Here is a 20,981-nt window from a genome sequence, read left to right as displayed (position 1 = left end):
GTGACAACGCCTGTTTATCAAAATTTTATCAACGGTCATTTTTTAAAGAATCAAAGCGGCGAGACTTTCGCGGTTAAAAATCCTGCCACCGATGAAGTAATTTACCATGTAGAAGTCGCTGATGCATTTGTACAAAATGCAGCCACTGAAAGTGCAAAACAAGGTTTTGCAACGTGGTCAGCAATGACGCCTATCGAGCGTAGCCGTATTTTACTAAAAGCCGTTGAATTACTACGCGCACGCAACGATGAGTTAGCAGAAATTGAAGTACTCGATACAGGTAAGCCTTGGCAAGAAGCAGAGTGTGTTGATGTACAAACCGGCGCCGATGTTATTGAATATTTTGCAGGGCTGGCTCCTGCACAAGTTGGTCAACAGCAAATGGTCGGTGAAGATTTTTACTACACGCGCAAAGAGCCTTTAGGAATTTGTGCAGGTATTGGTGCGTGGAACTACCCACTGCAAATAGCCTGTTGGAAATCAGGACCTGCGCTTGCTGCAGGTAATGCACTTATTTTTAAACCCTCTGAAGAAACCCCTCTTGGCGCAATTAAACTGGCTGAAATCTTTTTTGAAGCGGGCGTACCTGCAGGCGTGTTCAATGTTGTACAAGGTGCGGCTGAGGTTGGCCAATGGTTAACACAAAGTGATGATATCGAGAAAGTATCGTTCACTGGTGAAGTCGGCACAGGTAAAAAAGTGGTGGCTAGTGCAGCAGGTTCGCTAAAAGATGTGACTATGGAGCTTGGTGGCAAGTCGCCATTATTAGTATTTGATGATGCTGATATTTCGCAAGCGGTAAGCGCAGCTATGTTAGGTAACTTTTATACCCAGGGTGAAATTTGCACTAATTGCACACGTATTTATGTACACAAAAATGTGTACAAGCAATTTATTGATGAGCTTAAAACGCGCACTGAGCAAAACATTATTGCCGGAGACCCAATGAACCCTGAGGTAAACTTAGGTGCGCTTATTTCAAAAAATCATCATGAATTAGTGATGGGTTACATTGATAAGGGCATTAGTGAGGGCGCAACGTTACTTACTGGTGGTAAAGCACTGAAACCTGACTCTGCACCAAATGGTTATTTTGTCGCGCCTACGGTCTTCACTGATTGCACCGATGACATGACGATTGTTAAAGAAGAGATTTTTGGCCCAGTAATGAGCGTGCTGGTGTTTGATGATGAAGACGATGCAATTCGTCGTGCTAACGATACCCATTTAGGCTTAGCAGCAGGTGTATTTACCAAAGACATTAAACGGGCACACCGTGTTATTCATCAGTTACAAGCCGGTATTTGTTGGATCAACAGTTATGGCAACTCACCAGCAGAAATGCCTGTAGGGGGTTATAAGCAATCGGGTATTGGCCGTGAAAACGGTATCGAAACCCTTGAACATTATACCCAAACTAAATCAATTTATGTTGGTATGACTGATATAGAGAGTCCATTTTAATGAGTGCACAAACATATGATTACATCATAGTCGGTGCGGGCTCTGCAGGGTGTGTACTGGCGAATCGATTATCAGAAGATAGTAACAATCGCGTATTGCTATTAGAAACTGGCGGCAGTGATAAAAGCATTTTTATTAAGATGCCAACAGCGCTTTCAATTCCGATGAATACGGATAAATACGCATGGCAGTTTCATACTCAAGCGGAGCCTTATTTAGATAACCGTAAAATGCATTGCCCTCGGGGTAAAGTGTTAGGTGGCTCATCGTCAATTAATGGCATGGTGTACGTACGTGGTCATGCAAGAGATTTTGACGAATGGCAACAACATGGCGCACAAGGCTGGGATTACCAGTCATGCTTGCCGTACTTTCAAAAAGCCGAAACCTTTTATTTAGGTAAAAATGAATACCGTGGCGATAACGGCCCGCTTGGCGTTAATAACGGTAATGAAATGGCCAACCCGCTGTATAAAGCCTTTATTAATGCAGGTCAGCAGGCCGGTTATGCCGCTACTGATGATTACAATGCAGGGCAGCAGGAAGGGTTTGGGCCAATGCACATGACTGTTAAAGACGGTGTAAGAAGCTCGGCAAGTCGAGAATATTTAGACCCTATAAAGTCACGTAGCAACTTAACCGTTGTAACTGGCGCTTTAGCTGAAAAAGTATTGCTTGAAGGTAAAAAAGCCACGGGTGTTGAGTACAGTATCCATAGTCAAACTAAGCAAGTATTTGCCGCCAAAGAAGTGGTATTAAGTGCCGGGCCTATCGGCTCACCGCATTTGCTGCAGCTTTCAGGTATTGGTGATAGCGAAACACTTGCAGCTGCAGGCGTTGAAGTAAAACACCACCTACCTGGTGTCGGTCAAAACCTGCAAGATCACTTGGAATTTTATTTTCAATACAAGTGTAAGCAACCCATTACCTTAAATGGCAAATTAGGACTTATTTCTAAAGGCCTTATAGGTGCCCGCTGGTTGTTAAACCGCAGTGGCCTTGGCGCTACAAATCACTTTGAATCTTGTGCGTTTATTCGCTCAAAACCGGGTGTTGAATGGCCTGATATTCAATATCACTTTTTGCCAGCGGCAATTCGTTATGACGGTAAAAGTGCGTTTGATGGTCATGGTTTCCAAGTGCATGTTGGTCACAACAAACCAAAAAGCCGTGGCGCGGTCACGATTCAATCGGCTGATCCTAAAGTTGCACCAAAAATTCAGTTTAATTATTTACAGCATCAAGATGATATTGAAGGGTTTAGAGCATGCGTGCGTTTAACCCGTGAAATTATTGAGCAAAGCGCGTTTGATGACTATCGCGATGATGAAATTCAGCCGGGTAAAGATATTCAAACCGATGAGCAAATAGATGCCTTTGTGCGCCAAGCAGTAGAAAGTGCTTATCACCCTTCATGTTCTTGCAAGATGGGTGAAGATGAGCTGGCTGTGGTTAATTCAAATACTCAAGTACATGGTATTGAAGGGCTGCGAGTGGTTGATTCATCTATTTTCCCTACAGTGCCAAACGGTAATTTAAATGCGCCAACCATTATGGTGGCAGAAAAAGCGGCTGACTTAATTTTAGGTAAGCCACCACTTAGTAAATCGCATGCAGCGGTTGTCATGGAACCAAAATGGCAAACAAAGCAGCGTAGCTCGGAGATATAACTCGGCCACCCGCAGCAGTTTTTTGCTGTGGGGCTTGCAGTGGCGCGCATCATGAGTTGTTTGTGGTGCGTTAATGCGGGGCTAAAAACACGGAGAAAAAATGACGTATTATCATTTATTTTGGGGAGGAAATTATGACCTTATGGCTTAGTGCTGGCATTATTTTTACCCTATTAGCAATTATTGCAATATTAGTAAAATGGGGGAATGTTCAATGTGTAGGCGTTACACCGGTTAGAACATTTACCTTTATTGCAATCTTATTTACATCAGGCTTAGACGTTGGCTTGATTATGTTTCCACTGACTGAGTTTGCAGGTTATGCAGACATAAAAGCAAGCCCAGAGTATGCGTTTGCCAATCCATTAGCTATAGAGTTTGGGTATTGGGGCTTTCTGATCTGGGGATTTTATTTCCTTACGTGCTTTTATTTCTGTGTAATAGAACCCAAAGTGAAGTTTTTCGAAATTCCGTGGGTTAAATTAATCAATAATGTGGTAATTATTGGTACTTGTGCATTTACTGCTTTTTTATTGCTGTCTAACTTACCTTGGTATTTACCGGGCTTAGGTGATGGCGAGTCGATTATTCCTTCGTTTTATCTGATTGTTTTTGCCGCAATTTGTTTTGCCGTGTATTCAAGCACCGATATTAAGTACGTGCGTTTTTTAAGTATTTCGACGACTTGGTTATTTATTGGTTTGATTGCTTTTATGTGGCTTGGCGCGTACATGGGTGAAAACGGACAGGTTTCTGACTTTACAAATAATATTGCCTTAATCGGAAATTATTTTGGCAATATCAATGAGTTTGTTTTACCGCTTAATGATTATCATGAGTTTTACTTATTTTGGTGGTTTGCTTGGAGTATCATGATTGGCCAGTTTACCTCACGTTTTGTCGGTGGATTAAAGACCTATCAAGTGCTTGGCGCGATGTTAATTTTCCCTTCAATCCCAATAGCCATTTGGTTTAGCGTGCTTTATCAATATCACGAAGCGGGTATACCAACGCAAGGAATTAAAAATATTGCCATGGTGTTCGTCGGGGTTGTATTTGTCATTAACTCACTGGATTCACTGATCCGTTTGTACACTGACAATCTAAATATGACTGTTAAGCGCTTAGGTAAATTTAACTATATTGCACTTAATGTCGTGGCGCTTTCGTTGCTAACTCTACTATTTAAACTAAACTTTTTACAAATACAATGGGTTGGGGCGCTGGTAATTGGCTTGTTCTTTGGTTGTGCTGCATTTATCGCTTATAGCAAATTTAAAACAGTAAGCAACATCGATAGTTCGCCAAAAGATAACAAAATTGACTACACCAAAATTGAATCAGTAAGCTAAGGAATTAACATGACCACACAAAAAACATTACTAGCAGTAGTACTCCCATTCGCTCTTTTTTCAACTTCTGCATTAGCTGACTGGTCAACGACCATCACCGGCGTATCGGATTATACCTTTAATGGGGTGAGCCAAACTCAAAATGATCCGGCTATTCAAGGCAGCCTTGACTATTCATTTGCTGACTCAGGTATGTACGCAGGTACGTGGGCGTCAAACGTGGATTTTGGTGATGATACCAACATTGAGTGGGATGCTTACTTTGGTAAATATGCGCAAATAAACGATGCACTGAGCGTTGATTATGGTTTAGCGTATTACAGCTATCATGGACAGAGCAATTCAAGCGATGGTAATTATTTTGAAGCTTATACTAAATTTGGTTATGCCAGCGATTTAGGCCAAACAGAGCTTAATTTTTGGTACAGCTGGGATTATTTTGGTACAGGGGCTGGGCATGTGATTTCTATGGTTGCACACACCATAGAACTTGCGCCTAATCATGCATTACGTGCCAGTTTTGATATCTCGAATTCACTCGATGGTGACAAACATACTTGGGATGGAAACGGTAAATCATATAATCACTATCGCCTTGCATATCAAACCAGTTTAGCGGGTTTTGATATTGAGGTCGCGGGCGAGAACACTAGCTTAGATTGGGATACTGCAGATGAGCGTATTGTACTATCTGTAGGGCGTACTTTCTCCCTTTAAGTGCTTTTTATTATTTTGTTTAAGCACCAAAATGGCCATTAATAATGGCCGTTTTTTTATGCGTTACTTTCTAAGCTTGGTTGTAACAAATAATAATGAATATTACTTGGTAATATGCAAAGGTAAATAATCACCTTGTTCTAACCCTTTAAAATAGGCTTGATAGCGCCCGTCTTGCTTAAACTGTGCTAAGTGTATATTGAATATTTGTAATAGCTTTTCACTTTGTTCTACCTTATTCGGAAATAGTAAAAAACTGGTGTTAATGAGCAAAGGCTTAGAATGATGAGTGATATCTTTGATGAGCTCTGGGGCTTGACTATTAAGGGTGTGGTAGCCTACGCTTATTTCTTCAGCGAAAACATCAATGCGACCAATTGCTAAACGACGGAAGTTTTGTTCTGTTGTGCCGACACGTGATAATGCGAAAACAGCGTTTTCAATTGCTTGATCAAAAGCAGCGCCATAACTGTAACTGAGGCCACCACCAATAATTAGCCCTTTAAGATCAGCTATACTCTGCCAATCAAAATGATTTTTTTGTTGATAAAAAAAGACAAATCTTTCGTTTAATACGACATCGCTATAATAGTAAGCATTCTCTCTTTCTTTGCTGTGCATCCATACTGCTGTTGCATCATACTTACCGGTATTTGTGTCGTGATAAGCTCGACCCCAAGGCAAGAAGGTAAAGTTTACCTGCATACCCGCTTCAGCGAAGATATCACGAATAAGGTGAGCAACAACACCTTGATGGGGCAGAGATTCACTTAAAAAAGGTGGCCATTCACCTGCACTTATATTGATGGTTTTTAAGTTTGAGTTTGCTACGATTGGCACTGCTAGTAATGGGCTAGTAAAGCAATATAGTATGCAAAAGATGAATACTTTTTTTATTATAAGCATACGTAACCTCTTTGCTAAAATATTGAACTACTTTATGGTAGTTATTTAAATTAATTTGATAATACCCTAGCAAATTTTCAAAAGCGAACTAAAGATGAGCGCCTTATAACCTAAAGTACTTTACCCTCAAGGCCATATTCGTATGCATTACTTCCTTGGCGCCATCCGTTTACATATATCTGACAGTAGCTCTATTTAGTCCCACCATAAATAATGTATACACTGCCATTCCCCCAAGTTTTATTAAACTGTCACCATGGTCAAACATATAGATTGCTAAGCCCATGCTTAACCCAAAAGATAAACATAAGAATAGACTAAGTAAGTTTATATTTTTGCATACATTACCAACAGTAAAACTGAGTAATAACCCTGCGGAGCAAGCCAATGAGTAACTTAATATATTAAATATTAAAAATGTTGAGTTAGCTAAGCTGAGCGCTGAAGCCGTCACAAAACATAAGCTCATCACCAGTAACGCTAGTTTTAAAACGCTGTTACTAAGGGCAACTTTCGCGCTGTAACTACAATTATAAATGGGTAGCGTAAATAACAGCTCCCATGAGTTTTGCTTTTGTATTTTGCTCCATAAACTTAATGTAACAATTGCGAATAAAATCAGTGTTAACACAAAAATGACATGCTCAGAGATGTTATAAAATAAGTTCACTATTACACCTAGCGTACATACAAACATAAGTAAAATAAGGTACTGAGAGAGCCCTGAGCCAACAAAATAACTAAGAGGGAATAGCCCTTTATTAATAGGGCTGCCGTAATTTGATAAAAAGCCACTGGGAATAGGAGACCAACCTGATTGTAAACCATTATGATAATTTATTAATGCGTCAGGGCGCCATGTATAGGCAGATGAAAAGTTATTATGTAATAACGCAATAGCAATAAAAGCAATGACGTTAACGGGGATCAGCCAAGCAGGAAGTTGCTCTATAAGGACACATATTAAGGTCGCAATAAAAAAGCTAAAATAGCATACTGGGGTAAATAAGTGGCTGAATGAGCGATTTAAAAACCAGATAATAATGCCAATAAGATTGGCCACTGTGAGGGTTGCTAATAGATTAATATTGCCAGCAATTATGATACTCAACAGAGCAACTAAGTTACTCAATATTATGAATACCTTACCTTGAAACATTACATGTTTACGATAACCAATAACCAAGCTTTGCCATTCAGTAGCTTGCATTTTGATGCTTTGCCAAGCTATCGCGCTGTACATACAAATAATTGAAAACATGATCATTAATGTAATAAGCTCTTCAATACCAGTAGCTATAAGGCACAGCAAAGACGTGATAGTTGCCCCGATAAAATAACTGGCAGAACCTACATCTTTTAACCAAAAGTTGACCGCTCCTTGATACCAAGGGCGTTTACTGACTTGCATCATCCATGTAGCTCCACAAACAACTGCTCTAAAGATAGTGTATTGATTGCTAAAGCATCTGGAATAACTTCACCCGTATAACCATAAATGATGGCACAGTTTTGCTGTTGGTTAAGTACCTTGTATGCACTAAGATCTATCGTCGATGCTTTAAAGTTGATTTTTCTAACGGTGTCGCGAATGACATCTAGTTCGTCAAGTAACAATAGTTCGCCTTGCTTTATCAGCGCAATGTGGCTAGCGACGCGCTCTATGTCTGAGGTGATATGTGATGAAAATAAAATTCCAGATCCCGAATCGAGTGCTAAATCGAACAGATCACTCATAAATTCTCGCCGAGCAATAGGGTCTAAACTTGCTACCGGCTCATCCAAAATAAGCAACTGAGGTCTATAAGCCATGGCCATAATAAGGGCGAGGGTCTGACGCTGACCTATCGAGAGATCATTAACCGCACTGTTGCTATTTAATTCGAAGCGGGCGAGCCATTTTGCCTCTAATTGCATATCCCAATTAGGGTAAAAACTACGATGTAATGCTAACGCGTCTGCAATTTTAAAGCCTTCATAACCAAATGTTTGCTGTGCGACATAACCAATTTTTTCTTTATTGCTGGCACTTAATTGATGGCTTAATTCACCTAATACGTTTACCTCACCTTGGTCTGGATTTATTAAACCCAGCGCGCTACGTAATAAGGTTGTTTTACCTGCGCCATTTTTACCTAATAAACCTATCACCATGCCAGCCTCAACGCTTAGGTTTATGTTTTTTAATACAAGGCGTTGATTGTATTTTTTTGAGACGTTTTTATAGCTAAGAAGTGGTTGTGTCATTGTTATAATTCCCACCGTTTCTTTATTAGTTCGGATATTGTTGATTGCGGTACATCAAGCTGTTTTGCTTGCTGAATAAGTTGATCAATAGCTTTAAAAAGTAGTGTTTCTTGCTGATCAGTTTGCTGTACTGTTTTTTGTGCCACTTTGGTTGCTTGACCGCGACGGCGCTCAAGCCAACCTTGGTCGACTAACTGGCCTATCGCTCTTGAAACAGTCATTGGGTTAACAGCAAAGTGGTCGGCTATTTTTCGCACCGAAGGAAGCTCATCTCCTGCAGACAATTGCCCACCCACAATTAAGCGCACAACTTGCTCGTGCAATTGTTTGTAAATTGGATCGCCACTATTAGGGTTGACATTAATAAATTCTAGCATTACTCTTTCTCTACTGTATTAATACATTAATACACCGATACACTAAGTAATAAGTTATCACATTAAGTGTAAAATGCAAATAAAGGAAAGAGTGATGAAAAGTACATCAGAGTATCGTAATAGGCTGATAAAATTAGCTATTTTACCTTTTTTAATCGTGAACTCAGCAATTTCACAGGGACAAGAAAACGATAATAACCCTGTAGAATTAACACCATGTTACATGGAAGGCCTATCAGATAGATTAATGTGCGGCAGTATTGCTCAGCCTTTATCAGATAATCCAGCCGATGGTGAAATTGATATTCATTTTGCTGTTATACCAGCAATAAAACCAAGTAACCCCGAAGAGGCTGTGTTGGGTTTTGCTGGTGGACCTGGTCAAGGAGCGGTTGATTTAGCGCAAGTGTTTAATCGTAATTTACGCTTTGCCCGTGAAACACTCGACATTGTACTTGTGGATCAGCGCGGTACCGGTTATTCAAAGCAGCTGCAATGTGACAGCGATGATTTAAAAACACAGTTCGCATTTAATGATGCCATCACTGATTTACAAACCATGAGTAAGCAAGACACCGAGCAATGTAAAGCGAAGCTCAATGTTGATTTAAGCCACTTTACTACCTCAGCTGCGGCAAAAGACTTTGAAGCTGTACGTGTTGCTCTAGGCTATAAAGGCTTTCATTTATACGGGGTGTCATACGGTACACGTATAGCGCAAGAATACACCCGCCAATTTCCTGCTTCTGTTATAACAAGCACCTTAGATGGTGTAGTGCCAATGCAACAAAGTTTTGCTGCAATCGGCGAGGCAATAGACGCCTCATTGCAGGCTTTGTTTGAACGTTGTGAGAGTGATGCCGCCTGTAATGAGCAGTTCCCACGTTTGGAAATACGTTTTAATGAGTTTCTGGCTAGACTTGAGCAACAACCCATAGAGGCGCAAGTCAGGCACCCCCGCACTCATGAAATGATCCCTTTTACTGTTACTAAAATGAAATTTTACAGTGCCATTCGTTTAGCGCTTTACAGTCACACAACCCGCTCAATTGTGCCTTTAGTGATTACCAAAGCGGCTCAAGATGATTTTTCCCCATTGGCAGGTTTAATGGCAAACGCAGATTTAACTCAATCGCTCGCAATGGGCATGCATAACGCCGTTGTGTGCTCAGAAGATTGGCCCCAATTGACGCCTCAACTGCGCACTAAATACAGCAGTACATACATGGGTAAAACCATGATTGAAGGCCTTGATATTGTGTGTCCAATTTTAGAGGTTAAGCCTGCCGATAAAGCATTTTATAAACCATTAAAAAGTGATAAACCAACACTGTTGTTATCTGGGGCGCGCGATCCGGCAACACCACCAAGCTGGGCCGAATTAGCAATGACAAATATGGCAGATGCAACACACCTTGTTGCCCCAACAGCTACACATGGCATTGGTTCGCAAACGTGTGCACCAAAGATTATCGCCCAATTTATAGAGCAAAAATCGATGCAAGATATTGATACTTATTGCATCAAAGATAAAAACGACAAGCCGTTTTTTATGAATATTAATGGGGTTGCAAACACTCATTTAACACCGGCAACGAACAAGGAGTAAGTTATGATTAATGTATCGAATTTGACCAAAAAGATTGGCGATGTTAACGCACTCAACGGATTAAGTTTTAGCGCCGAAAATGGCAAAATCACTGGCTTGCTAGGCCCTAATGGTGCCGGTAAAACCACCTGTTTACGCACCGTTTTTGGCTTATTAAAAGCAGACAGCGGATTTGCTGAAATTGACGGTATTGATGTTGCAAAGCAGCCCATGCAAGCAAAACAAAACTTAGGACTATTTCCTGATCCATGTGGCTTGTATGAGCGACTTACGCCGCGGGAGTATATTAGCTTTTTTGCTCAGCTGAGTGGTCTTAGTGCTGCGCAAGCCGAGGAAGCCACTACACAAGTAATTGATAAATTAAGTATGAATGATATTGCCGATCGCCGTTGCCAAGGTTTTTCGCAAGGCCAAAGAATGAAAACGGCATTAGCACAAGCCGTTGTTCATAACCCAACAAACGTTATTTTGGATGAACCAACGCGAGGCCTCGATGTAATGAGCACACGTATTCTAAGAGAGCTGTTATTGCTACTTAAAGCGCAAGGGCATTGTGTTTTGTTTTCATCGCATGTGATGCAAGAAGTCGCGGCTTTGTGCGACCACGTCGTTATTATGGCAAAAGGGCAGGTAATTGCTCAGGGCTCCATAGAGCAGCTGTGTGAGCAAGCAGGTAAAGATACATTAGAAGAAGCATTTATTGCGTTAATAGGTAGCGATGAGGGGATTGCAGCATGATCAATATAATAAAAGTACTGTTTAAAAAAGAAGTCATGGATGCAAGTCGTGACAAACGCTCTGTTATGGCAGGACTTTATTATGCGATTGGTGCGCCGATTGGTATGTGCTTGCTGATGAGTATTTTACTACAGCAATTAGCTTCTCCTGAAGCGCTTAAAATTACCATTGAAAATGCCAGTAATGCACCGGGTTTAGTCGCTCATTTAGCCAGTAGTGATATTAAAATGGCGGATGATAAAAACGATCCGCTACTTAAACCGATTACGCTGTCTATTAGTGATGACTATAAGCAAAATCTGAGTGAGGGTCGCCCAGCTACAGTGACGCTTATCGCTGATAAGTCAGATGATAAACTGGGTAAACATATTAATCGCGTTGAAAAAGCGATGGCCGTTTATGGCTCAGAGATTGCCAGTTTACGCTTGGTATCTCGCGGTATAGATCCAAACCTAATGCGTGCACTCGCGATTGAAGTCAATGATCAAGCAACCCCTGATTCTAAAGGTGGGATGATCTTAGGGTTCGTAGTTCTCACTATTATTCTAACTTTATTTTATGCGGCAATGAGCTTAGCCATTGATACCAGTGCGGGCGAACGAGAGCGTAACTCTTTAAGTTTATTGTTAAGCCACCCGTTAAGTAGCTTGCATATAGTACTAGCCAAAGTGGGCGCAATAGCGGCGTTTTCAATGTTAGGTTTGATTGTTATTTTGGTTGTGTCTAAAGTGGTTTACCCTATGGTTGCATGGGAGCAATTAGGGTTTAGCATAACGATTACACCAGAGTTTATGCTGTTTTGTATTGCGATATGTTTGCCGATTGCTTTGATGTCGTCAAGCTTGCAAGTGTTTGTCTCTTTTATGGCAAAATCGTTTAAAGAAGCGCAATCTTACGTCACCATGGTGTTATTTATTCCAATGGCATTAAGTATGATCACAACCTATGACATTGCGACGGATGTTATGCAATGGCTGCCTATAGCCGCGCAGCAATTTGCATTAATGGAATTTATAAAAGGTAATCCTATTCCAGTTCCGCAGTTATTGTTATCAACACTCATTACACTGATATTATGTGCCGTATTTAGCTTTTTAAGTGCAAGAATGCTGAAAAGTGAAAAGGTGGTATTTGGTTTATAAAGAGTAATGACTAAAAAAGCGGCCAGTTGGCCGCTTTTAAGTATGTCGTTTTTAAATCGCTTCGCTTAGAAGTAAGCAGTTACGCCAACCCAAAAGTTACGACCTTTATCTTTAACGTTGTAGTCATCAGTAAAGCTTACTTCGCTTACTACACCACGGCCTGTTAAGTATTCGTATTGACCATCATTGTTTAAATCAGTGTAGCTTGTGCTATACGATGTAAAGTCTTCATCAAGCAAGTTGTTAACGCGGGCATTTATTTGCACGTACTCATTAACGTAAAACTGTGCACCTAAATTAAATAGGTTATAGTTTTTGTAATAAAGCGCTTGGTCGTGCACGTTATCCCAACCACGGTAACGGTCTGAGCGGTATACACCTTGTAAGTATACTTCCATAAAGTCAGTGGCTTCCCAGTTCAGGGTTATGTTAGCCATGTGCTCAGCGCTATTTGTTAATGGTTGACCTTCTTCTGAGCCACTTTGTTGTTCGCTATCAGTCCACGTGTAGTTACCATTTAATGAAATTGTTTCAGAGATTACATATTGACCCGCAATTTCAATACCTTGTAAATCAACTTCATCGATATTGATTTTTTGACTGTAGCTTTGGTATCCAAGTTGATCATATTGGCCTAAATTAACACAAGGGCGAACATCGTTGGTTTGCTCACAGCTAAAAATCGTATCACCACGGGCGATTTTGTCTTCAAACTTGGTGTTGTAATAGGTGATGTTAAAGTTATGCGCACCTTCTAATGAATTCCAATATAAAGCAATTTCAGAGTTCACACTGGTTTCAGGCTCAAGCTCTGGATTACCAGCAAATGGGCTAGTGCCTTGACCGCCAAAGCCTGTGATCCCATCGTATAAATCAGTTGTTTGTGGCGTTTTATAACCCGTGCTGATACCACCTTTTACAGTCCACGTATTATTAACGTTATACACACCGTATAAACGAGGTGAGACTTGGCTACCAAACACGTCGTGATCATCAAAACGAGCACCGGCTGTAAGCGTGAAGCTGTCGGTCATCATCCAGTTGTCTTCAGCAAAAAGAGAGTACATGTTTTGCTCTTGGATTTTACCCGATTCATTGCTTTCTAGTCCAAACACACCGTCTTTTAGTTCACCATCAATTAATTGACCACCAACCACAAAGTTGTGATCGCCTAATGCGCCGCTGTATGGGATATCAAAGCGAAGATCATATGTATATTGGCTACTTTCAAGTGGACGAACAGGGCGTGGTAAAAACGTTTCTTCAGCAAGGTCTTTGCGTGTTTGCTCGTCCATATTGGCGTATTCGCCTGTACCATCATACATTTCTTGTAATTTCAGTCGCTCAGCAACACTTAATGGTAACGTTCGGCCATTATTTTGTGTATCCACATAAGACACGGACGCTTTCATTGTTGCCCAACTAAGCTCGCCATCGTAGCTAAGTGACCACCATTGGCGGTCAAATTTTTGGTCCGCAGCATAACCAGCACGAGGGCTAACTTGGCCACCGCGGCTTGCCCAGATAGATTCAATGTTGTCTTTTGTACCAAGAGGGTAAGTGATTGTGCCTGATTCAATATCATAGCTTGGTGTATTATCATATACTTGGCTTGAGTTATCATAATCAAAACTTAAATGATGATTTTTAAACGGTGAGTAATTAATCGTAAATCCAAACTGCTCATTGGTATTATCAACAGTACGGCCACCGCTACCAAAACCGAGTGAGCGTAAATGTACTTCACCATTAGGGTCTGTTGCAGGTTCAAAGCTGGGTGATGAAGCTTGTTGCTCGTAAATACTGCCACGCACGCCTAAACTAAGTACATCTTTGATCAATGGTCCAGAAACGTTAAAGTCAGTGGTGATATCGTCACCAAAACTATCACCTTGCTGTAATGAACGGCTAAATGAGACTGCGCCACCCCAATCAGCCATGTGCTTTTTAGTGATGATATTGATAACGCCACCGAGTGCATCAGCACCATATAGGGTCGAAGCTGGACCACGAATAACTTCTACACGCTCAATAGCATCAACAGGGGGGACGTGATTAAAGGCATTACCGCCAAAGTTATTAGGGTAAATATCACCATGGTTATTTTGACGTTTTCCATCAATGAGCAATAAAGTGTATTCGCCAGTTAGGCCTCGCATGCTGACACTGCCTTGACCGGTTTTATCTCGAGTTGTACCTATATCAATACCTTCTAGGTATTGCACAGCATCTAATACGGATGTGAAAGCATGAGACTTAATGTCTTCATTAGTAATGATAGAGATACTCGCAGGTGCTTCAGTGACTTTCTGTTCAAAGCCGGTTGCTGTAACAACCATACGTTCCATGTTTTTTTCGGGGATTTTTTCATCAGCGTGAACAGAAAAGTTAGCAGCCACAGCAAGTGCGATTAAACTAGGTTTTACTAGGTATGACATTGATTTCATCTCTTTATTATTTTACAACAATTAGGTACAACGGCGGGTATGATACAGAAGGTAGAAATCTAATCAAGAACTATTTCTATTTGTATTGGTTTTTTTCTATTATAAACAGGTAAACTTAAGTGTTATTTTAGGGGCATAAGTAAAGTGAGTAGTAAGTCTTGAAATAGCGACCCTATTAGGGTCGCTAGCTGATATTTTATAGTACTGAAATAGATTTATCACCGTCAAATAATTCAAAAACTTTATTGTCAGAAAAAGTTTTTGTTGCAATATGAACCAAGGTATTAGCAACATTTTCACGGCTAATTTTTGCGTCACTTCTGTCGCTGGGGCGCTCAGAGCTTATCTTCATGGATGCACTTTCGTCAGTAAGCGCACCAGGTCTTACTATCGTGTAATTTAAGTCGCTTAGCTTTAAATGCTCATCAGCCATATGCTTTGCAACTAAATAAGGTTTTAACTCACTTTCAATAGCATCGGGATCATCTGCACCAATCGAACTGACCATGATAAAGTGTTTTATATCATGATTTTTTGCATAGTTTACCGCTTTAGTAGCGGCCCATAAATCGATTAAAATCGTTTTATCAGCGCCTGTATTTCCACCAGAGCCTGCTGCAAAAATCACTTGGTCGCAGCCTGTAAAGGCTTGACTAAAATCGCCTTCAAGGTCTTGTTCAACGACACTAAGGTTAGAGTTCTCTATGTCGTTTAACTTACTTTTATCTCGAACAAGAGCAACTACATGCTGTTGTTGAGATAGTAATAATTTGGTGGTCATTTTACCTATTTGACCGCTTGCTCCAATTACCAAAGTTTTGCTCATAATTAACTCCTTCTGATTAAATTTATCACCTACAAGAGACCTTGGGGGTTAAATTGCTTTTTAAAGTCTTTAATGTAAATTAATTACGTTTTTATCTTTTTTGATAAAGAGTTCACGACCCAATAATACCGCGGCGATAAAACCGGCCAGCAACATGTATGAGATAAAGATAGTGCTAGTCTCACTATTTAAAAACTCGAGAAATGACGTTAAAAACTGTCCTGAAAAAACGGCCATAGTAAAATAAGATAAATTACGACCTCTGACTGAAGCAGGGCTTTTTTGTACTGTTAGGTAATTGAGTAACGGAATACTGAAGCCAAAGCCAATACCCATTAAAATAGAGCCTGCCACTAAAAGCGGTAACCCCGTTGCGTAGCTAAAAGCAAAATATGCAAGGGCATAACTAATAAACGCCAGAGCAAGTAATTTGATTTCGCCGATCCGTTGCTCAATTTTAGGTATTGAATGGGCAGCGATGACTGCTATTAAAGATATAAAGGCTAACACATACCCGATTACTTTTTCATTGTACCCTTGGCCTGCCATACTTTTTGGCAGCAAAATAAATGCAGAGAAGAATGTAACCATTGCGAGTAAAGTAACTAGGTACACGCCAAATAACGATAAACCGTTGCGAGATACTTGAGCCGGTGTATCTATTTCAATAGACTCAGTTGACTTTGGCGGTTGTCTTGGCACCCACAATAGCAACATAGCTAAAAACACCCATGCGAACAAATAAAGGGTTAGTGGTAACCCCCAGTGTGATGCTGCAAATTGACCACCAAGAAACAAAAATACTACGCCGCCAAGCTCAATAGCCATCCCTTGTTTAGCAATCATCGCCAAGCGTTGTTTTTCTTGATACCACTGTGAAATTAATACCGTGCCACTGGCCATAACAACGGCTGTGATGGCACCAAGGAAAATTCGGTTTACAAAAACCAGTTCTGGTCCGTAAAGCCAAAATACAGTAGCACCCACGCCACCATATAAAATTAAGCCAATAACTAAACTTGGGTATGCGCCATATTTATCAATCAACTTACCGGCAAAGGGCGCAAATAAAATGGCTCCTAGTGAGGGGAGGGTTATCAACCATGATGAATGTTCAGCTACGCCTAGAGCATGGGCAATATTTAATAAGCCAGGGGCAACGACCGAGCCGACCATAATCGTTAAACTGGCGATACAAAGTAGGCTAAAGCCGCCAAGGCTCGAAAGTTTATTCATTATAACTCCTGTTGTTTTGGTGCAAAGTAGTTAAACGTTAAGGCGAGTAATACAAAGCCAATACTTAAGCAGGCAACACCTGGCCAAGCATAATATTGATACGCTTTAACACCAGCCAGTGAGCCGAGAGCACCACCTAGATAGTAGCCGAGCATATAGACTCCATTTATCCGGCTTTGCGCGTTTGGGTCTATTGAAAAAACTCGTACTTGATTGGCGACTTGTGCACTAAATACACCAAAATCGATTAAGATAATTCCTATGATCAGCGCGGTTAAAATATTTGCATACACCCCAGTTATTATGAAACCAATTGCAATGATAAATAATGCAATTTTTACCAATGATTTAGAGCCTAATTTGTTCACCCATTTACCGGATGATTTTGCGCCAATGACGCCAGCTAAAGCAATAACACCGAATAACCCCGCCTGCTGCGCATTATAATTAAATGGTTCATGGCTAACATGAATTGCAAGCGTTGCCCAAAGCGCGTTAAAAGCAGCAAACCAACTGGCGCCGGCAAAGGTAAAGATTTGTAATGACCTGTGTTTTTTAAACAGGACGAATGTGCTTTTAAGCAACTGGGTGTATTTTAAATTTGTATGGACTGTATTGTGAGGCAGTGCTTTATAAAGCAATAAGCCAAATATAGTGGCTAATAAGGCAGACATCACAAATACAGCGCGCCAGCCGAAGTATTCAGCAACTGAGCCGCTAAGGGTTCTTGATAATAAAATACCTAAAGTAAGGCCCATCATTAGGGTGCCTAGCGTTGCCCCTTTTTCTTTTGGTGTAACTAAAGATGCTGCAAATGGGATAAGCTGCTGGGTAATATTAGCGCTTAAACCTATAAAGAACACGCCTATGAGTAAGACTGTTAAGTTTGGTGCTGTCACGGCGAGTAGAGAAGATAAAACAAGTAAAATAGAGAGTATAGCAATAAGGCGTTTTCTCGGGACTGAGTCACCTAATGGCGATATAAATAATAACGCCGCTGCATAGCCAAATTGAGTTAATGCGATAACACTGCCGGTCTTTGTATTTGTTAAACAAAACTCTTGCGCTATTAATGGCAATATGGGTTGGCTGTAATATAAGTTAGCTGCTGTAGCCGCAATAGCGGCGGTCATCAAAAATAACAATAGTTTGCTGATAGTGGGCGTCGTAGTCATCTTGATCTTATCTTTAGTAAGTGTAGTACTAGGATAAAATGTATTAGACTATAATAAAAATGATGTTATTTTATAGAATCTATAACGAATTTGTATTGGTGATATGTGGACCTAAAAATACTAAGAAGTTTTGTCAGTGTGGCAACTCATAAGAGCTTCTCTGCTGCTGCGCGTGAACTACATACAGTTCAGCCTGCAATTAGTCGTCATATCGGAATGCTTGAGGCTGATTTACGCGTTACATTGTTTGTTCGAAACTCTCGGGAAGTAAATATAACGAGTGCTGGGGAACAGTTATTAAAAGATGCAAAACATATTTTGGCATTAACTGAGCAAGCTAAAAGCCAAGTAAAACAAGCACAAAATGGACAAGTTGGCACGTTAAGAATCGGCTATTTAAGCTCGGCATGCTTAAGTTTTATGGCAAGTTTAGTTAGAGAATACAAGCATCAATACCCAAATGTGCACGTGAGTTTATTTGAGATGACCGCTTCAGATCAAGTTTCAGCATTTAAGGATGATTTAATTGATATTGGGTTTTCTAGGCCGTTACCTCAAGAAGTTGTTGAGGGGTTTACAAGTCATGAAATTTATACTGATCGGCTGGTGGCTGTGGTGCCTAAGTATCATCCTCTTTGGCAAAATGAAGAAGCCCAGCTACAGCAATTAAGTAATGATAAGTTCATTTTATTTAATAGAGAAGAAGCGGTTGGCTTATTCGATGATGTAATTAGTTTGTGTAAAAGAGCAGAGTTTTCGCCAAACATTGTCAGTCAACCAAGGCATATGCAAACCTTATTAACAGAAGTTTCAGCAGGGCTTGGTATCGCAATAGCCCCATATTGTATTCGCAAGTTATTCCACGAAGGGTGTTACTTTTTACAGTTATCAGATATAGAAAAAGCCATTCCAACTCAGTTACAGTTTAAAAATACACAGCTAAGTGCAACGGTTGCTGAATTTGTAAGTATCACCTTAAAGAACAAGGCCGTGATCAAAAAGAACATGGAATAAAAGTGAAGGTGCCTTTAGCCAAGAGGAAACCATTCAATTATTTTTTGCTGCGAGTTTATTTGGCTTTTGTTTTAGTTTATCTAAAGAGCTATTCATACAATTGAATAGCTGACTTTATCGTTTTTTTGACTATGCTTATAGAAAGTATTAATTAATGGAGACAATGATGGCCGTTTCAGCGATACCAAAAGGTTACCATGCCGTGACCCCTTATTTAATTATTGATGGGGCGGCAAAAGCAATTGATTTTTATTGTAAAGCGTTGGGGGCACAGTTGATTATGCAAATGCCTTTGCCTGATGGTGGTATTGCTCACGCGGAAATTAAAATTGGCGATTCTCACATTATGCTGTCAGATACGTGCCCAGAAGCACACTTTAAAAGTCCCCATGAATTAGGTGGCACACCGATCAGTTTAATGTTGTATGTTGAAGATGTTGATACCGTTTTTAAACTCGCTATTAGTTTAGGTGCGACAGAAGTACGCCCGCTACATGATCAGTTTTACGGTGATAGAGCGGGTACTTTACAAGATCCATTTGGACATGTATGGACGATAGGCACTCATAAAGAAGATTTGACTGATGAGGAGATAAACCAACGGATGGTTGACCTTATGAGTAAAGAGCAAGATGCATAGCAACAATGTCCTATAAAAGCCAGCAATGCGGCTATAGTTTATCTTAAGTTTAAATTATTCTAGGTGTTTCTTGCTTCTCGGTGCACCGAATAAAATTGCCAAATGACAAATACAAACAGAGATAAAAGCGCTGAGTCCTAACGCTCCGCCGTAGCTCTTAATTAATGGTACAAAGTAATAAAATAATAAAGAGAACATGATACTGGCTGAGCATAGTGTATAAATGCCAAAGCGCTTAGGAGTGCTCATTCCGATGAATGTACCACCAAAAAAGAGCGTTCCATAGAGCTCTGAATTTAGTTCTGCGGCAGAAAAAGCGAGGTAAGCAATAATTGATAAAATAGCAGATGCTCTGATAGCGCCAATTTTATCGTGCTTAGCCAAAAGAAAGGTTAAAAACGCGCCAAGTAGTGAAATTAATATCGTGATTAAGTTCATATAATGATGCCTTTTGCTAGAATAAAGAGCGCCACACTTACAAAAGCAATGCTGCCTAGCTTCCCACCAAAACCAGTAAAAACCTTAGTTGTAATAGCGTATAAAACCGCACCGATTACAGAGATGCCGGCTAGTTCCCAGTAACTTGAGATAAGACCTTCTGAACACATGCCTGCAAAGCTACCTGCATATATCGCTGCATAGGGGTGTTGCCCATAGATCTTTGGCATTGGTATAAACGTGCCAATTAACCCGACCAAGCATGAAGCAATCACGGCGGGGATCGGAAATTGCGTATGTAAAATAAAGCACGAGGCACAACCGCTAAAAAAAGCGACATATTTTAAAATAAAGAATTTAGTCATGCTGGTAGAGTAAATCACCGTGCAAAAATTATCTATAGATAGTTAATAGTACAGCGTCATTATGAAGTATATATACAAAACATATATTTGAGGTTAAAAGTAATTTAGAGTCCGTTGAGTTTACAATAGCTATTTAGCTCACAAGTTCAACAGGCCCAAATAATAAAGCGATAAACTTATGCTAGCTTTTTCGTGAAAAACGCTAATGTGCGTTGCCAAGCAAGCTCTGCGTTCTTTTCATCATAACGGCCTGTAGAGTCATTATGAAAACCATGATGTGCACCTGGGTACATATGCATTTGATAAGGGACATTATGGGCTTTTAAATCGGTTTCATATTCTGGCCAAGTGGCATTTACACGTTCATCTAATTGGCCAAGTTGGATCATTAGTGGCGCTTTAATATTTTTTCGTAGCTCTTTACTGGCTGGAGTGCCATAGAATGGAACGCCTGCACTTAATAAAGTCGAGTCAACGGCGGCTAAGTAATTGACAATATAACCACCAAAGCAAAAGCCAACCGCCCCGAGTTTGCCATTACTACGAGGGTGTGATTTTAAAAACTGCGCGGCGGCGACAAAATCATTTTGAATCTCTTCGGGTTTATTCCCCGCCGCT

At 40.4% G+C, this 20,981-nt stretch carries 20 protein-coding genes; 9 read left to right on the top strand and 11 right to left on the bottom strand.

The annotated features are described in order from the left end of the window. The 4 genes from betB (at position 1) to B5G52_RS08995 (ending at position 5,203) form a co-directional block, all read left to right on the top strand. Complete coding sequence (gene betB, locus B5G52_RS09010; RefSeq protein WP_087532478.1) at positions 1-1,464, top strand: betaine-aldehyde dehydrogenase; 1,464 nt, start codon at positions 1-3, stop codon at positions 1,462-1,464. Beyond that, a complete protein-coding gene (gene betA / locus B5G52_RS09005; RefSeq protein ID WP_087532335.1) occupies positions 1,464-3,134 on the top strand; it encodes a choline dehydrogenase in 1,671 nt (556 codons plus the stop codon). Before betB ends, betA begins: the two co-directional genes overlap by 1 nt. A 134-nt stretch (positions 3,135-3,268) precedes the next feature. Further along, positions 3,269-4,486, top strand: a complete 1,218-nt coding sequence (locus B5G52_RS09000) for a choline transporter (protein ID WP_087532334.1) — start codon at positions 3,269-3,271, stop codon at positions 4,484-4,486. Between the two features lie 9 nt (positions 4,487-4,495). Further along, positions 4,496-5,203: a TorF family putative porin gene (locus B5G52_RS08995; protein ID WP_087532333.1), complete on the top strand. Its 708-nt coding sequence runs from the start codon at positions 4,496-4,498 to the stop codon at positions 5,201-5,203. A gap of 102 nt (positions 5,204-5,305) precedes the next feature. On the opposite strand, the gene B5G52_RS08990 is transcribed toward B5G52_RS08995, so the two are convergent. The 4 genes from B5G52_RS08990 to B5G52_RS08975 form a co-directional block, all read right to left on the bottom strand. Further along, positions 5,306-6,109: an ABC transporter substrate-binding protein gene (locus B5G52_RS08990; protein ID WP_087532332.1), complete on the bottom strand. Its 804-nt coding sequence runs from the start codon at positions 6,107-6,109 to the stop codon at positions 5,306-5,308. A 169-nt stretch (positions 6,110-6,278) separates the two neighbouring features. Next, entirely contained in the window at positions 6,279-7,523 is a 1,245-nt protein-coding gene (locus B5G52_RS08985; RefSeq protein ID WP_087532331.1) for a hypothetical protein, read from the bottom strand. Continuing rightward, positions 7,520-8,356 carry an ABC transporter ATP-binding protein gene (locus B5G52_RS08980; protein WP_087532330.1) on the bottom strand — a complete coding sequence of 279 codons (837 nt, stop codon included), beginning with the start codon at positions 8,354-8,356 and terminating at the stop codon, positions 7,520-7,522. The genes B5G52_RS08985 and B5G52_RS08980 overlap by 4 nt, the downstream gene beginning before the upstream one ends. A gap of 2 nt (positions 8,357-8,358) precedes the next feature. Next, positions 8,359-8,733 carry a GntR family transcriptional regulator gene (locus B5G52_RS08975; RefSeq protein WP_087532329.1) on the bottom strand — a complete coding sequence of 125 codons (375 nt, stop codon included), beginning with the start codon at positions 8,731-8,733 and terminating at the stop codon, positions 8,359-8,361. Between the two features lie 94 nt (positions 8,734-8,827). On the opposite strand from B5G52_RS08975, the gene B5G52_RS08970 reads away from it, so the two are divergent. The 3 genes from B5G52_RS08970 to B5G52_RS08960 are packed head-to-tail and all read left to right on the top strand — an operon-like array spanning position 8,828 to position 12,222. Continuing rightward, entirely contained in the window at positions 8,828-10,342 is a 1,515-nt protein-coding gene (locus B5G52_RS08970) for an alpha/beta fold hydrolase (RefSeq protein ID WP_087532328.1), read from the top strand. Positions 10,343-10,345: 3 nt separating this feature from the next. Continuing rightward, a complete protein-coding gene (locus tag B5G52_RS08965; RefSeq protein WP_087532327.1) occupies positions 10,346-11,080 on the top strand; it encodes an ATP-binding cassette domain-containing protein in 735 nt (244 codons plus the stop codon). Beyond that, on the top strand, positions 11,077-12,222 hold the full coding sequence (locus B5G52_RS08960; RefSeq protein ID WP_087532326.1) for an ABC transporter permease: 1,146 nt from the start codon (positions 11,077-11,079) through the stop codon (positions 12,220-12,222). Before B5G52_RS08965 ends, B5G52_RS08960 begins: the two co-directional genes overlap by 4 nt. Before the next feature lie 65 nt (positions 12,223-12,287). Here the strand turns inward: B5G52_RS08960 and B5G52_RS08955 are convergent, their stop codons facing one another. The 4 genes from B5G52_RS08955 to B5G52_RS08940 form a co-directional block, all read right to left on the bottom strand. Beyond that, complete coding sequence (locus tag B5G52_RS08955; protein WP_087532325.1) at positions 12,288-14,660, bottom strand: TonB-dependent receptor; 2,373 nt, start codon at positions 14,658-14,660, stop codon at positions 12,288-12,290. Positions 14,661-14,865: 205 nt separating this feature from the next. Beyond that, on the bottom strand, positions 14,866-15,495 hold the full coding sequence (locus B5G52_RS08950) for an SDR family oxidoreductase (protein WP_087532324.1): 630 nt from the start codon (positions 15,493-15,495) through the stop codon (positions 14,866-14,868). Positions 15,496-15,564: 69 nt separating this feature from the next. Next, positions 15,565-16,731, bottom strand: coding sequence for an MFS transporter (locus B5G52_RS08945; RefSeq protein WP_087532323.1), 1,167 nt, complete (start codon positions 16,729-16,731; stop codon positions 15,565-15,567). Then, positions 16,731-17,906: an MFS transporter gene (locus B5G52_RS08940; protein ID WP_087532322.1), complete on the bottom strand. Its 1,176-nt coding sequence runs from the start codon at positions 17,904-17,906 to the stop codon at positions 16,731-16,733. Before B5G52_RS08940 ends, B5G52_RS08945 begins: the two co-directional genes overlap by 1 nt. Positions 17,907-18,011: 105 nt before the next feature. Between B5G52_RS08940 and B5G52_RS08935 the strand changes: the two genes are divergently transcribed. Continuing rightward, on the top strand, positions 18,012-18,920 hold the full coding sequence (locus B5G52_RS08935; protein ID WP_087532321.1) for a LysR family transcriptional regulator: 909 nt from the start codon (positions 18,012-18,014) through the stop codon (positions 18,918-18,920). Positions 18,921-19,086: 166 nt separating this feature from the next. Beyond that, entirely contained in the window at positions 19,087-19,560 is a 474-nt protein-coding gene (locus B5G52_RS08930; RefSeq protein ID WP_087532320.1) for a VOC family protein, read from the top strand. Between the two features lie 54 nt (positions 19,561-19,614). Here the strand turns inward: B5G52_RS08930 and B5G52_RS08925 are convergent, their stop codons facing one another. From B5G52_RS08925 to B5G52_RS08915, 3 genes are all read right to left on the bottom strand, one after another. Next, entirely contained in the window at positions 19,615-19,998 is a 384-nt protein-coding gene (locus tag B5G52_RS08925; RefSeq protein ID WP_087532319.1) for a hypothetical protein, read from the bottom strand. Further along, entirely contained in the window at positions 19,995-20,363 is a 369-nt protein-coding gene (locus B5G52_RS08920; protein ID WP_176372530.1) for a hypothetical protein, read from the bottom strand. The genes B5G52_RS08925 and B5G52_RS08920 overlap by 4 nt, the downstream gene beginning before the upstream one ends. A 176-nt stretch (positions 20,364-20,539) precedes the next feature. Continuing rightward, positions 20,540-20,981 (bottom strand): dienelactone hydrolase family protein (locus tag B5G52_RS08915; protein ID WP_140394312.1); only part of this gene is annotated, 442 nt, incomplete at its 5' end.

The organism is Pseudoalteromonas sp. A601 (assembly GCF_002165575.1).
GTDB lineage: Bacteria > Pseudomonadota > Gammaproteobacteria > Enterobacterales > Alteromonadaceae > Pseudoalteromonas.
Note: the sequence above shows the minus strand (reverse complement) of the source record. Positions and strands in the feature narration are given on the sequence as shown.